Here is a 13,211-nt window from a genome sequence, read left to right as displayed (position 1 = left end):
ATCACATAAAATGGCCCACAGTACGTTAAGTGTGACCATCATCATATTAACAGACGGTTTTTATTTGAAAATGAAGCCATGAGTTCCGCCGTGACTTTCATTTCACTCACCGGCGCGTCACCTGAGCTCACTTAATTTTGCGGTCTGCTGCAGCACCAGACTGCGCCCTGAATGCTGTTGTAAATGCTTCTGAACTGATGAGGACGCTATGGGAAACACAACGATACCAACGCAAAGTTACCGCGCCATGGAGAGCGGGCAGAGTAAGAGCTACATTATTCCTTTCGCTCTGCTGTGCTCCCTCTTTTTTCTGTGGGCCGTGGCTAATAATCTGAATGATATTTTATTACCGCAATTTCAACAGGCCTTTACCCTGACAAACTTCCAGGCCGGATTAATTCAATCGGCCTTTTACTTTGGCTATTTTATTATTCCCATCCCCGCCGGGATGTTGATGAAAAAATTCAGCTACAAAGCCGGCATCCTTACGGGGCTGTTTTTATATGCCTGCGGCGCCGCGCTGTTCTGGCCTGCCGCCGAAGTGATGAATTACACCTTATTTCTCATTGGATTATTTATTATCGCTGCCGGGCTTGGCTGTCTGGAAACCGCGGCCAACCCGTTTGTCACCGTCCTCGGTCCGGAAAGCGGCGGTCACTTCCGCCTTAATCTGGCCCAGACCTTTAACTCATTCGGCGCCATTATTGCCGTGGTATTTGGCCAGAGTCTTATTTTGTCTAACGTCCCGCATCAGCCGCAGGAGGTGCTGGATAAAATGACGCCGGAACAGCTCAGCGCCTGGAAGCACAGTCTGGTCCTGTCGGTACAAACCCCCTATATGATTATCGTGGCCATTGTCCTGCTGGTCGCCCTGCTGATCGTCTGCACCCGCTTCCCCTCCCTGCAAAGCGATGACCACAGCGACAGCGCGCAGAGCACTTTTTTCGCCTCGCTGACGCGCCTGATGCGCATCCGCCACTGGCGCTGGGCGGTACTGGCCCAGTTCTGCTACGTCGGCGCGCAAACCGCCTGCTGGAGCTACCTGATTCGCTACGCTATCGAAGAGATCCCGGGCATGACGGCCGGTTTCGCCGCCAACTACCTGACCGCCACCATGGTCTGCTTCTTTATCGGCCGTTTTACCGGCACCTGGCTTATCCGCCGCTTCGCGCCGCACAACGTGCTCGCTATCTATGCGTTTATCGCCATGCTGCTCTGCTTGCTCTCCGCCTTCAGCGGCGGCCACGTCGGTCTGCTGGCCCTGACCCTGTGCAGCGCCTTTATGTCCATTCAGTACCCGACCATCTTCTCGCTGGGGATTAAGCATCTGGGCCAGGACACCAAATATGGCTCGTCATTTATCGTCATGACCATTATCGGCGGCGGGATAGTTACCCCGGTGATGGGCTTTGTCAGCGACGCCGCCGGCAATATCCCGACCGCCGAACTGGTCCCGGCGCTGTGCTTCGCCATCATCTTTATTTTTGCCCGTTTCCGTTCACAAGCGGCGACGAACTAAACCTGTTATCCGCATAACCTGAGGGATCTGTAATGAAAAAAGTCAGCTTACCGAAGATCGGTATTCGTCCGGTAATCGATGGTCGTCGCATGGGGGTCCGCGATTCGCTGGAAGCGCAAACCATGAACATGGCGAAAGCCACCGCCGCGCTTATCAGCGAGAAACTGCGCCACGCCTGCGGCGCCCGGGTGGAGTGCGTGATTGCCGATACCTGCATCGCCGGCATGGCCGAGTCGGCCGCCTGTGAAGAGAAATTCAGCAGCCAGAACGTCGGCGTCACCATCACCGTCACCCCCTGCTGGTGCTACGGCAGCGAAACCATCGACATGGATCCGCTGCGCCCGAAGGCCATCTGGGGCTTTAACGGCACCGAGCGTCCGGGGGCGGTCTATCTGGCCGCGGCGCTGGCGGCCCATAGCCAGAAAGGGATCCCGGCGTTCTCCATCTACGGACATGACGTGCAGGATGCCGATGACACGTCGATCCCAGCGGATGTCGAAGAAAAGCTGTTGCGCTTCGCACGCGCCGGCCTGGCTGTCGCCAGTATGAAAGGGAAAAGCTATCTGTCGCTGGGCGGCGTCTCAATGGGCATCGCCGGATCTATCGTCGACCACAACTTTTTTGAGTCCTGGCTCGGCATGAAGGTGCAGGCTGTCGACATGACGGAGCTGCGCCGGCGAATCGATCAAAAAATCTATGATGAAACCGAGCTGGAGATGGCGCTGGCGTGGGCGGATAAACACTTCCGCTACGGCGAAGATCAGAACGCTGAGCAGTATAAGCGCAATGAAACGCAGAGCCGCGCGGTGCTGAAAGAGAGCCTGCTGATGGCGATGTGCATCCGCGACATGATGCAGGGCAACCCGAAGCTCGCAGAAAAAGGGCTGGTGGAGGAGTCGCTGGGTTACAACGCCATCGCCGCCGGTTTCCAGGGTCAGCGCCACTGGACCGATCAATACCCCAATGGCGATACCGCCGAAGCGCTGCTCAACAGCTCTTTTGACTGGAACGGGGTGCGCGAACCGTTTGTCGTCGCTACCGAAAACGACAGCCTCAACGGCGTGGCCATGCTGATGGGCCATCAGCTCACCGGCACCGCCCAGGTGTTTGCCGACGTACGCACCTACTGATCGCCGGATGCCGTTGAACGGGTCACCGGGCAGCCGCTCACCGGGCGGGCGGAGCACGGCATCATTCACCTGATTAACTCCGGCTCTGCGGCGCTGGACGGCTCCTGCCAGCAGCGCGACGCGCAGGGCAATCCGACGATGAAACCCCACTGGGAGATTGAGCAGAGCGAGGCGGATGCCTGCCTCGCGGCGACCGAATGGTGCCCGGCGATCCACGAATACTTCCGCGGCGGCGGCTTCTCTTCCCGCTTCCTGACCGAAGGCGGCGTGCCGTTCACCATGACCCGGGTGAACATCATCAAAGGTCTGGGGCCGGTGCTGCAAATTGCCGAAGGCTGGAGCGTAGCGCTGCCCAAAGCGATGCACGACCAGCTCGACGCCCGCACCAACTCCACCTGGCCCACCACCTGGTTTGCCCCACGCCTGACCGGCAAGGGCCCGTTCAGCGATGTGTACTCGGTGATGGCCAACTGGGGCGCCAACCACGGCGTGCTGACCATCGGCCACGTTGGCGCAGATTTCATTACCCTCGCCGCCATGCTGCGCATTCCGGTCTGCATGCACAACGTGGAAGAGGCGAAAATCTATCGCCCTTCCGCCTGGGCCGCGCACGGCATGGATATCGAGGGCCAGGACTACCGCGCCTGCCAGAACTACGGGCCGCTGTATAAGCGTTAACAGGTTGGTTTCGCCCGGAGGAGCAGGCTTACCTGGCCTACAGACGCGCGCGGTCTGTAGGCCGGATAAGCGCTGCGCCATCCGGCAATGTTGTTTCGGGAGTCACTATGAAGCAAGACGTTATCCTGGTCCTCGACTGCGGCGCCACGAACGTGCGGGCGATGGCCGTGGATCGACAAGGGAACATTATCGCCCGCGCCGCAACGGCGAACGCCAGCGACATCGCGGCGGAAAAAAGCGACTGGCACCAGTGGTCGCTGGAGGCCATTATGCAGCGCTTTGCCGACTGCTGTCGGCAGATCCATGACCAGCTGGCCTCCTGCACGGTGCGCGGCATCACCGTCACGACCTTTGGCGTCGATGGCGCGTTGGTGGATGAGAAGGGTGCCCTGCTGTATCCGATCATCAGCTGGAAATGCCCGCGCACCGCGGCGGTGATGGAGAATATCAGCCAGTATATGCCCGCGCGCCAGCTGCAGCAGATAGCCGGCGTCGGCGCGTTTGCGTTCAATACCCTGTATAAGCTGGTGTGGCTGAAAGAGAACCACCCGCAGCTGCTGGCGCAGGCCCATGCCTGGCTGTTTATTTCATCACTGATCAACCATCGGCTGACCGGGGAGTTCACCACCGACCTCACCATGGCAGGCACCAGCCAGATGCTCGATCTCCGGCAGCGCGATTTCAGCGCGCCGATCCTGCAGGCGACCGGCCTGCCGCGCCGCCTGTTCCCGCGGCTGGTTGAAGCAGGCCAGCCGATCGGCGCCCTGCTGCCGGAGGCCGCTGCGCTGCTGGGCCTTCCCGTCGGGATCCCGGTTATCTCGGCCGGGCATGACACCCAGTTCGCTCTGTTTGGCGCCGGCGCCGGGCAGGATGAGCCGGTACTCTCCTCCGGGACCTGGGAGATCCTGATGGTGCGCAGCGCGCAGGTCGACACCTCGCTGCTCTGTGACTACAGCGGCTCCACCTGCGAGCTGGACAGCCAGCCGGGCCGCTATAACCCGGGGATGCAGTGGCTGGCCTCCGGCGTGCTCGAGTGGGTGCGCAAACTGCTGTGGAGCGCTGACACCCCATGGCAGACGCTGATTGACGAAGCGCAGGCGATCCCGCCCGGCGCCCAGGGCGTCAGGATGCAGTGCGACCTGCTCGCCAGCCAGCACGCCGGCTGGCAGGGCGTCACGCTCAACACCACCCGCGGCCATTTTTACCGCGCCGCGCTGGAGGGGTTAAGCGATCAGCTGGCGCAGCATCTGCAAACCCTGGAAAAAATCGGCGGCTTCAGGGCGAAAGAGCTGCTGCTGGTGGGCGGCGGCAGCCGCAACGCGCTATGGAACCAGATCAAGGCCAACCGACTCGGGATACCGATCAAAGTCCTCGACGATGCCGAAACCACCGTGGCCGGCGCGGCGATGTTTGGCTGGTATGGCGTGGGCGAGTTCTCTTCGCCAGAACAGGCCAGAGCGCAGGTCGCGTACCGCTACCGCTATTTCTGGCCGCAAACTGAACCTGAACTGATAGAGGAAGCCTGAGATGCTCAAAACCATTTCCCCGCTGATATCGCCGGAACTGCTGAAAGTGCTGGCCGAAATGGGCCATGGGGATGAAATCATTTTTTCCGATGCCCATTTCCCGGCGCACAGCATGGGGCCGCAGGTGATCCGCGCCGATGGCCTGCGAGTCAGCGATCTGCTGCAGGCGATTATCCCGCTGTTCGAATTAGACAGCTATGCGCCGCCGGTGGTGATGATGGCCGCCGTCGAAGGCGATGCGCTCGACCCGACGGTGGAACAGCCCTATCGGCAGGCGCTCTCGGCGCAGGCCCCCTGCCCGGATATCGTGCGGATTGACCGCTTTGCCTTCTACGACCGGGCGCAAAAAGCCTTTGCGATCGTTATCACAGGAGAGTGCGCTAAGTACGGAAATATCCTTTTAAAAAAAGGAGTCACGCCGTAATCTCATGCCGGAGCGTCTGCCTGATGCAGACGCTCAATCAATGATGGGATGAGAATAAATGAAAGCAGCCCGCCAGCAGGCGATCGTCGATCTCCTGATCACCCACAGCAGCCTGACCACCGAAACGTTGTCAAAACAGCTCAACGTCAGCAGGGAAACTATTCGCCGCGATCTGAGCGAGCTGCAGGCGCAGGGCAAAGTGCTGCGTAACCACGGCCGGGCCAAAGTGATCCACCAGCGCAGCCAGGACAGCGGCGATCCTTTCCACATGCGCCTGAAAAGCCATTACGCGCATAAAGCCGACATCGCCCGCGAAGCGCTGGCCTGGATTGACGAAGGGATGGTGATCGCCCTCGATGCCAGCTCCACCTGCTGGTATCTCGCCCGCCAGCTGCCGGACCGCCCGCTGCACGTCTTTACCAACAGCCAGCCCATCTGCCAGGAGCTGGCCAAACGCGACCAGATCACGCTCACCTGCTCCGGCGGCACTCTGCAGCGGAAATATGGCTGCTACGTGAACCCGGCGCTGATTTCCCAGCTGAAATCGCTGGAGATCGATCTGTTTATTTTTTCCTGCGAAGGCATCGACCCGCAGGGCGCGCTGTGGGACTCCAATGCGTTCAATGCCGACTTCAAATCGATCCTGCTTAAGCGGGCGGCGCAGTCGCTACTGCTGATCGACAAAAGCAAGTTCAACCGCTCCGGCGAGGCGAGGATTGGTCATCTGGATGACGTGACGCATATTGTGTCGGATGCGCCGCAGCCTTAAGGGGAAGGCCGGAGGACGCGCACGCGTCTCCGGCCTGAGGGGGAAGGATTAACGCTCGTCGCGACGTCCGCCGACGGCGGCCCACAGGCGGCGCACGTGAACGGTCACCTCTTCACGATCGTGATACAGCTGACGCGCCTGGATCTGGGCGTTAACGCCGTGCTCGTCCAGCTGGGCCTGAATATAGGCCAGATTCTGCGACACCTCTTCATAGCGCTTTTTCATCGGCAGCTTGAGGTTGAAGATGGTCTCCCGGCACCAGCCGTTGACCAGCCACTGCGCCATCAGCGCCGCCACCTTCGCCGGTTTCTCCACCATATCGCAGACCATCCACGAGATGTTGTTGCGGTTCGGACGATAGCGGAAACCGTCTTCGCGCAGCCAGGTCACCTGGCCGGTATCCATCAGGCTCTGGGCCATCGGGCCGTTATCGACCGAAGAGACCCACATGTTGCGCTTCACCAGCTGATAGGTCCAGCCGCCCGGGCAGGCGCCGAGATCGACGGCATACATGCCGTTCGCCAGACGCTCGTCCCACTCGTCCGCCGGAATAAAGACGTGGAACGCCTCTTCCAGCTTGAGGGTGGAACGGCTCGGGGCGTCGGAGGGAAACTTCAGCCGCGGAATGCCCATATAGAACGGTGAGTTGTTGTTGCTGTATGAGTAGCCGGTATAGCAGCAGCCGGGTGCGATAAAGAACACATGCACCACCGGTCGCTTTGGCGTTTCATAGTTGGTCAGCACGCCCGCCTCGCGCAGCGCCGCGCGTAACGGCACCGTAAACTTGCGGCAGAACTTCATCAGCTCTTTGCTTTCGTTGGTATCCGCCACTTCCACACGCAGCTCGCCACCCTTCTCCACCACGCCCTGCAGCATGCCGACGATCGGGGTTATGCGATCCTCCGGCGGCAGGTCGCGCAGCAGTTCGCCGACCACAAACATCTGACGGGCGAAAATCAGCGAGCTGAACGGCAGATCGCGCACCAGCTTCTCGCCGTCGTCCTGCTGATAACCTTCAAAAATTACATAGCCAGAGTCTTCTTTGACCCGGGCAAAACCAAACACCTCAAGGCGGGCTGCCTTATCGGTAATTTCTGCTGCGCACTCTTTCTCAAAACCAGGGCGACAATAGAGGACAACCTTATTCATGAACAACGCCCTTACGTTTCAGACGAATTGCACCAATTAACATTAAAACCCAACCGGCGAGGAAGCTTACGCCGCCCACCGGGGTCACGAACGCCCACAGACGTAAATGAGAGAGCGCCAGACAATAGAGGCTGCCGCTGAACAGCACGGTCCCTAACGCCAGAAATACGCTGCTCCAGTAGAACCAGATACTGATCCGACGCTGCATCGCCACCGCCAGACCAAAAATCGCCAGGGTATGGAAGGCCTGATACTCCAGGCCGGTATGGATCCAGGCCATCTCCGCCGCGCCGAGCGATTGACTTAAGACATGCGCGCCAAAGGCGCCCAGAGCCACAAAGATAAAGCCGCTAATCGCGGCGAATATCAGCATAAAACGGCTGGTCATGTTGTTACCCTACAAGTAATTATTGTTCATAACGAAAGCGGAATTTTTCTTGTTCACTTGCCGCTTTCGCCAGGATCCACTGCCGGAAAGCGGCTATTTTACCCAGTTCTGCCTGACTGTCATGGCAAACAAGGTAAAACGCATTCTTACTGACCAGAACATCATTAAACGGACACACCAGACGACCGGCTTCAATTTCGGACTGCGCCATGACGTTGTTGGCCAGCGCCACGCCCTGCCCGTGAATGGCCGCCTGCAGCACCATCGCGCTATGGCTGAAAATCGGCCCCTGCTGCACATTAATATGGCTTAGACCAAGCTGACGGGTATAAGTTTGCCAGTCGCGGCGGGACGCATCGTGAAGCAGGGTATGTTGCGCCAGATCGGCAGGCGTTTTCAATGCTTTGTCGCCGGTGAGCAAGAGCGGGGAACAGACCGGCAGCAGATACTCGGCGTACAATTTTTCCACACGCAGGCCCGGCCAGTTGCCGCGACCATAAAAAATCGCCACATCGACATCGTCCGCCAGCTTATCCTCCTGACGGTCCACCGCCTGGATCCTGACGTCGATTCCCGGATAAGCTGAGTTAAAGCTTGTGAGTCTTGGCACCAGCCACTGAATGGCGAAACTTGGCAATAAACTGACCGTTAATGCCCCTTTGGCGCTGCGCGCCTGCAGTTTACGCGTCGCTTCCGTCAGTTGCGAAAAAATCTCTTTAATATCCTGAAAATAGCTCTGCCCTTCTTCCGTTAACAGCAGCGAACGATTGCGCCGACGGAACAGCTTAAGGCCCAGAAAATCCTCGAGAGACTTGATTTGATGGCTGACTGCGGCCTGCGTCACAAAAAGCTCATCGGCTGCCCGAGTGAAGCTGAGATGACGTGCGGCTGCATCAAAAACACGTAATGCATTCAGAGGTGGTAATCGCTTCGACATGGTTATTCTGGCTTAGATGTTAACTCAATTTAACAAATAGGAAACAATGATTAACCTATTAGTTTTTTTTATCTGAGCCATTATAAATTGTCCGTTGAGGTTCTACCAGCAAATACCTATAGTGGCGGCACTTCCTGAGCCGGAACGAGAAGCTTTTTTTGGAATGCGTGTTCCATCAAGCTTTTGGCTTACGGTTGTGATGTTGTGTTGTTGTGTTTGCAATTGGTCTGTTTTTGCAGACCCTGGTAGCAAAGCTACCCCTTTTCACTTCCTGTACATTTACCCTGTCTGTCCATAGTGATTTAATGTAGCACCGCAACGCGCGGTGCTTTTTTTTGCCTTTTTACTGCCTTACTCGTCCAGTTCACCCAGTTGTTTCACGTCAGAGCGATTGATCTGCTGTTTGTTGCCCCACGCGTCTTTATACGAGATCATGCCAGTGTCATTATCGGTTTGCGGTTTCCCGTCGGTAACGATGGTCCGCCCATCGTTGGTATGCATCACATAGTTAGAGGAACAGGCGCTCAGGCCTAAAGTCAGCATACAGGCAGAGATAATCGCAGCGGCCTTAGTCATTTTCATTCTTCTCTCCTTACGGCTATTTATACTATTCGTAACTCGTTAAGTAATAGGTTAAAACACAAACCCAACACTTTTCAGCATAACCCTCTTTGACCGACGTGGAGTCACATTCGGACAATTCCACAGGACGCAGAGACCTTGTCACGCCCGGCAAATTGCGCGACGATCGCGGTATTGATACGAGGAATTCCATGAACGCATTCAACCCGGCGCACTTTCGCGCGCAGTTTCCGGCTCTGGCCGATGCCGGCGTCTATCTCGACAGCGCGGCGACAGCGCTCAAACCGCTGGCGGTGATCGACGCCAGCGACCAGTTTTATCGCCTGAGCGCCGGCAATGTCCATCGCAGCCAGTTCGCCGCCGCCCAGCGGCTGACCGAGCGCTACGAGGCGGCCCGCGATCGCGTGGCGGCGTGGCTTAACGCCCCGTCCGGCAAAGATATCGTCTGGACGCGGGGGACCACCGAGGCCATCAATATGGTGGCGCAGAGCTACGTCCGGCCGCGCCTGCAGCCTGGCGATGAAATTATCGTTAGCGAAGCCGAGCATCATGCCAACCTCGTGCCCTGGCTGATGGTGGCCGGGCAGACCGGCGCCAGAGTGGTCAAGCTGCCGCTTGGCGCCGACCGCCTGCCGGATATCGCCAGCCTCAGCGCGCTGATTACCCCGCGCAGCCGGGTGCTGGCCATCGGTCAGATGTCCAACGTCACCGGCGGCTGCCCGGACCTGGCGCAGGCTATCCGCCTTGCTCACGCCGCCGGGATGGTGGTGATGGTCGATGGCGCCCAGGGAGCGGTGCATTTCCCCGCTGACGTGCAGGCGCTGGATATCGATTTTTACGCCTTTTCCGGCCATAAGCTGTATGGCCCGACCGGGATCGGCGCCCTGTACGGCAAAAGCGAGCTGCTGGCAGCGATGTCGCCCTGGCTCGGCGGCGGGAAAATGATCGCCGAGGTCAGCTTTGACGGCTTTACGCCGCAGCCGGCCCCCTATGGCCTCGAGGCCGGTACGCCGAATGTCGCCGGGGTTATCGGCCTCAGCGCCGCGCTGGAGTGGCTGGCGCAGAGCGATATCGGCCAGGCGGAAAACTGGAGCCGCAGTCTGGCGAGCCTGGCGGAAGAGGAACTGGCGAAACGGCCGGGCTTCCGCTCTTTCCGCTGCCAGCAGTCAAGCCTGCTGGCCTTTGAATTTGAGGGTATTCATCACAGCGATCTGGTGACGCTGCTGGCGGAGTCCGGCATTGCCCTGCGCGCCGGGCAACACTGCGCCCAGCCGCTGCTGACGGCCTTAGGGGTCAGCGGCACCCTGCGGGCCTCTTTCGCCCCCTACAATACCCAAGACGATGTTGCGGCGCTGGTCCACGCGGTGGATCGCGCCCTGGAAATTCTGGTGGATTAATGACAACTCTGCACCCCTTCGGCACAACCATTACCGACGCTACGCTGCGCCAGATCTTCGCCCCGCTGAACCAGTGGGAGGATAAATACCGTCAGCTGATTTTATTGGGCAAAAAGCTGCCGACGCTGACCGACGAGCGCAAAGCGCAGGCCCATGAGATTGCCGGCTGTGAGAACCGCGTCTGGCTGGGCTATGAGGAGGACGCCGAGGGCAGGCTGCACTTCTTTGGCGACAGCGAAGGAAGGATTGTGCGCGGTCTGCTGGCGGTACTTTTAACCGCCGTGGAAGGAAAAACCCGCGCCGGGATCCTGGCGCAGGATCCGCTGGCGCTGTTCGACGAGCTGGGGCTGCGCGGCCAGCTCAGCGCCTCGCGCAGCCAGGGCCTCAGCGCCCTGAGCGAGGCGGTGCTCGCCGCCGCCCGCGAAAGGTAACCTCACGATTTCGCTTTCCCGCCGCCGCGCCCGATGGGGAAACTACTTTCCGGAAGCCGCAGCGTCACGCTGCGCTTTCGCCAGCATCTTCTTCAGGGCATGCGACACCGCGACGAAGCCAAAGGTCGCGGTCACCATCGTCGCCGCGCCAAAGCCGGAAGCGCAGTCCATCCGCTTCGGCCCTTCCGCCGTGCTCTTCATTGCGCAGACGCTGCCGTCCGCCTGCGGGTAGACCAGCGCTTCCGTAGAGAAGACGCAGTCTACACCGAGCTTACCTTTGCTGTTTTTCACCACCCCAAACTGGCTTTTCAGCCGCTCGCGCAGTTTGGCCGCCAGCGGATCCTGGATGGTCTTCGCCAGGTCCGCGACCTGGATCTGCGTTGGGTCAATCTGACCGCCCGCCCCGCCGGTAGTCACCAGCGGCACCTTGTAGCGGCGACACCAGGCGATAAGCGCCGCTTTCGGCCGGACGCTATCGATAGCGTCGATAACATAGCTAAAGCCGACGCCAAGATATTCCGCCACGTTTTCCGGGGTCACGAAATCATCCACCACCGTCACCCGACACTCCGGGTTGATGAGACGAATACGCTCCGCCATCACCTCCGCTTTCGCCAGCCCGACGTTGCCGCTGAGGGCGTGGATCTGACGATTGGTGTTGGTGACGCAGACATCGTCCATATCGATAAGGGTGATCGCCCCGATGCCGGTCCGCGCCAGCGCTTCCGCCGCCCAGGAGCCGACCCCGCCGATCCCGACCACGCAGACGTGGGCGTCGGCAAAACATTGCAGCGCTTTTTCACCATATAAACGTGCCGTACCGCCAAAACGCTGGCGCCAGGCATCGCTGATTACAACAGACATAGAACCTCAGAACAAAATGACAGCGCCCGGAGGCCGCCGTAAACGGCGTCATCCGGGCGCCCTGGTCAACAGGCATGGCCAGGGGAGTTAGCCGCTAAAAACATTCCCCGCGCCCGGGGCGTTTTTCAGCACCCATACGCGACCGTAGTGGTTATACCAGCCGGCACGGTGGCCCGCGTCAGGCCCAATGCCCTGATAGATGTCGAAATGCTGACCTTTGATGGCCCCGCCGACGTCGAGGGCGACCATCAGGCGCAGTTCGTACTGGCCGTTAAACTTGCCGTTATTATCCAGCAGAGGCACCTCGGCCAGCAAGGTGGTTCCTGGCGGAATAATCGACCGGTCGGAGGCCACCGAGGCGCGGCCGATCAGCGGCACAGCGCTGGCCCCTTTCACCGGCGCGAAAGACTGCGGTTTAAAGAACACGAACGACGGGTTCTGCTCCAGCAGCTCACGCACTTCCGCTTCGCTGTGCTTCTCACCCCACTCGCGGATCGCCTGCATCGACATATCTTCTTTCTTCACTTCCCCGCGGTCGATTAGCACTTTGCCGATGCTGCGATAGGGCCAGCCGTTTTTCCCGGCATAGCTAAAGAAGTTGAGCGGCGAACCATCGCCAAAGTCGATATAGCCGCTGCCCTGCACGTCCATGATGAAGTTATCCATCAACGAGTTGCTGTACGCCAGCACATAGTTATCGCTCAGCGCGCCGGCATAGATGCTGGCGCGGGACGGCAGCTTACCGCGTTTCGGCGGCATACGGTAAATGGGGTACTGGAATTCGCCCTGACGGGTGTGGCGCGCCTGCACCACCGGCGTGTAGTAGCCGGTAAACTGGACGTTGCCATAGTTGTCGACGCCCTGCATCTGCCAGGCGTCGATGCCAAACTGGCGCAGCGTACGGGTGTCGCCGCCGGCGCGCAGCCACTCCTGCAGCGCGTTATAGACGTTGCTCTGGCTATTATAGAGGCGTGGCGAGGCGTTACGAATTTGATTAACCTGCTCGGAGAAGTCGCCGGCGTTGATCGGCGCCCCGACGGCATCCGGCTGGTTTACCAGTGAAAACGGCTGGGTGAACTTGCCATCGCTATATTGCTGACCGCGGTCGGTCGGTTTTGAGGAACAGGCGGCGAGCATGGCCAGCATTGCCCCCGTCGCTACATATTTTGCCCAACGTCCTTTCATGGTGTCTCATCTTTTGCTGCGAAGCCTTAGTGCGTGTTGAAGATAACAAAGCGCCGGAGCTATTGAAATGCGCGATCTCATCGATGGCACAGATTTGTGTAAAAAAACACCACAACGTGGCGTTTTATAAGCCAATTCTTACAAAAATGTCGATTTGGTCGAAAAAAGGTTGCATCATCTCGCTAGCGGAGTATAGTGCGCTTCCACGGACGCGGGGTGGAGCAGCCTGGTA

General features: G+C 59.1%; 13 protein-coding genes and 1 pseudogene. 8 read left to right on the top strand and 6 right to left on the bottom strand.

Features of this window, described 5'->3' with window-relative positions:
- Positions 1-208 precede the first annotated feature (208 nt).
- The 5 genes and pseudogenes from fucP to fucR all read left to right on the top strand — a co-directional run bounded on the left by fucP (position 209) and on the right by fucR (position 6,046).
- Complete coding sequence (gene fucP, locus KHQ26_RS16645) at positions 209-1,519, top strand: L-fucose:H+ symporter permease (RefSeq protein WP_004151076.1); 1,311 nt, start codon at positions 209-211, stop codon at positions 1,517-1,519.
- A 32-nt stretch (positions 1,520-1,551) separates the two neighbouring features.
- Positions 1,552-3,327 (top strand): annotated as a pseudogene (fucI, locus tag KHQ26_RS16640) (L-fucose isomerase).
- Positions 3,328-3,434: 107 nt separating this feature from the next.
- Entirely contained in the window at positions 3,435-4,853 is a 1,419-nt protein-coding gene (gene fucK / locus KHQ26_RS16635) for an L-fuculokinase (RefSeq protein WP_020804174.1), read from the top strand.
- A gap of 1 nt (position 4,854) precedes the next feature.
- Positions 4,855-5,277, top strand: a complete 423-nt coding sequence (fucU, locus tag KHQ26_RS16630) for an L-fucose mutarotase (RefSeq protein ID WP_020804178.1) — start codon at positions 4,855-4,857, stop codon at positions 5,275-5,277.
- 58 nt (positions 5,278-5,335) lie between these two features.
- Positions 5,336-6,046 carry an L-fucose operon activator gene (fucR, locus tag KHQ26_RS16625; RefSeq protein ID WP_004142883.1) on the top strand — a complete coding sequence of 237 codons (711 nt, stop codon included), beginning with the start codon at positions 5,336-5,338 and terminating at the stop codon, positions 6,044-6,046.
- Between the two features lie 48 nt (positions 6,047-6,094).
- On the opposite strand, the gene rlmM is transcribed toward fucR, so the two are convergent.
- From rlmM to KHQ26_RS16605, 4 genes are all read right to left on the bottom strand, one after another.
- Positions 6,095-7,195 (bottom strand): 23S rRNA (cytidine(2498)-2'-O)-methyltransferase RlmM, encoded by a 1,101-nt coding sequence (rlmM, locus tag KHQ26_RS16620; protein ID WP_002915541.1) that lies wholly within the window; start codon positions 7,193-7,195, stop codon positions 6,095-6,097.
- Positions 7,188-7,583, bottom strand: coding sequence for a DUF423 domain-containing protein (locus KHQ26_RS16615; protein ID WP_002915543.1), 396 nt, complete (start codon positions 7,581-7,583; stop codon positions 7,188-7,190). Before KHQ26_RS16615 ends, rlmM begins: the two co-directional genes overlap by 8 nt.
- A gap of 19 nt (positions 7,584-7,602) precedes the next feature.
- Positions 7,603-8,520, bottom strand: a complete 918-nt coding sequence (gene gcvA, locus KHQ26_RS16610) for a glycine cleavage system transcriptional regulator GcvA (RefSeq protein WP_002915545.1) — start codon at positions 8,518-8,520, stop codon at positions 7,603-7,605.
- Positions 8,521-8,871: 351 nt separating this feature from the next.
- Complete coding sequence (locus tag KHQ26_RS16605) at positions 8,872-9,096, bottom strand: YgdI/YgdR family lipoprotein (protein WP_002915549.1); 225 nt, start codon at positions 9,094-9,096, stop codon at positions 8,872-8,874.
- A gap of 197 nt (positions 9,097-9,293) precedes the next feature.
- Between KHQ26_RS16605 and csdA the strand changes: the two genes are divergently transcribed.
- Together csdA and csdE are read left to right on the top strand one after the other, a co-directional pair.
- The gene (gene csdA / locus KHQ26_RS16600) at positions 9,294-10,499 is read left to right on the top strand and encodes a cysteine desulfurase CsdA (RefSeq protein WP_020804185.1); all 1,206 of its coding nucleotides are present in this window, start codon (positions 9,294-9,296) and stop codon (positions 10,497-10,499) included.
- Complete coding sequence (gene csdE, locus KHQ26_RS16595) at positions 10,499-10,930, top strand: cysteine desulfurase sulfur acceptor subunit CsdE (protein ID WP_004142894.1); 432 nt, start codon at positions 10,499-10,501, stop codon at positions 10,928-10,930. Before csdA ends, csdE begins: the two co-directional genes overlap by 1 nt.
- Positions 10,931-10,972: 42 nt before the next feature.
- Here csdE and tcdA read toward each other — a convergent pair whose 3' ends face one another.
- On the bottom strand, positions 10,973-11,794 hold the full coding sequence (tcdA, locus tag KHQ26_RS16590) for a tRNA cyclic N6-threonylcarbamoyladenosine(37) synthase TcdA (protein ID WP_002915577.1): 822 nt from the start codon (positions 11,792-11,794) through the stop codon (positions 10,973-10,975).
- A gap of 87 nt (positions 11,795-11,881) precedes the next feature.
- The gene (gene mltA, locus KHQ26_RS16585) at positions 11,882-12,979 is read right to left on the bottom strand and encodes a murein transglycosylase A (protein WP_002915579.1); all 1,098 of its coding nucleotides are present in this window, start codon (positions 12,977-12,979) and stop codon (positions 11,882-11,884) included.
- 29 nt (positions 12,980-13,008) lie between these two features.
- On the opposite strand from mltA, the gene KHQ26_RS16580 reads away from it, so the two are divergent.
- Positions 13,009-13,211 (top strand): hypothetical protein (locus KHQ26_RS16580; RefSeq protein WP_009484717.1); only part of this gene is annotated, 203 nt, incomplete at its 3' end.

It is taken from the genome of Klebsiella sp. 10, assembly GCF_018223925.1.
GTDB classification, from domain to species: Bacteria; Pseudomonadota; Gammaproteobacteria; order Enterobacterales; family Enterobacteriaceae; genus Klebsiella; species Klebsiella pneumoniae.
Note: the sequence above shows the minus strand (reverse complement) of the source record. Positions and strands in the feature narration are given on the sequence as shown.

Coding starts and splice junctions, on each gene's coding strand:
- gcvA (WP_002915545.1), bottom strand. CDS start 8,520: ATGTCGAAGCGATTACCACCTCTGAATGCATTACGTGTTTTTGATGCA.
- rlmM (WP_002915541.1), bottom strand. CDS start 7,195: ATGAATAAGGTTGTCCTCTATTGTCGCCCTGGTTTTGAGAAAGAGTGC.
- csdA (WP_020804185.1), top strand. CDS start 9,294: ATGAACGCATTCAACCCGGCGCACTTTCGCGCGCAGTTTCCGGCTCTG.
- fucK (WP_020804174.1), top strand. CDS start 3,435: ATGAAGCAAGACGTTATCCTGGTCCTCGACTGCGGCGCCACGAACGTG.
- tcdA (WP_002915577.1), bottom strand. CDS start 11,794: ATGTCTGTTGTAATCAGCGATGCCTGGCGCCAGCGTTTTGGCGGTACG.
- csdE (WP_004142894.1), top strand. CDS start 10,499: ATGACAACTCTGCACCCCTTCGGCACAACCATTACCGACGCTACGCTG.
- mltA (WP_002915579.1), bottom strand. CDS start 12,979: ATGAAAGGACGTTGGGCAAAATATGTAGCGACGGGGGCAATGCTGGCC.
- KHQ26_RS16615 (WP_002915543.1), bottom strand. CDS start 7,583: ATGACCAGCCGTTTTATGCTGATATTCGCCGCGATTAGCGGCTTTATC.
- fucP (WP_004151076.1), top strand. CDS start 209: ATGGGAAACACAACGATACCAACGCAAAGTTACCGCGCCATGGAGAGC.
- KHQ26_RS16605 (WP_002915549.1), bottom strand. CDS start 9,096: ATGACTAAGGCCGCTGCGATTATCTCTGCCTGTATGCTGACTTTAGGC.
- fucR (WP_004142883.1), top strand. CDS start 5,336: ATGAAAGCAGCCCGCCAGCAGGCGATCGTCGATCTCCTGATCACCCAC.
- fucU (WP_020804178.1), top strand. CDS start 4,855: ATGCTCAAAACCATTTCCCCGCTGATATCGCCGGAACTGCTGAAAGTG.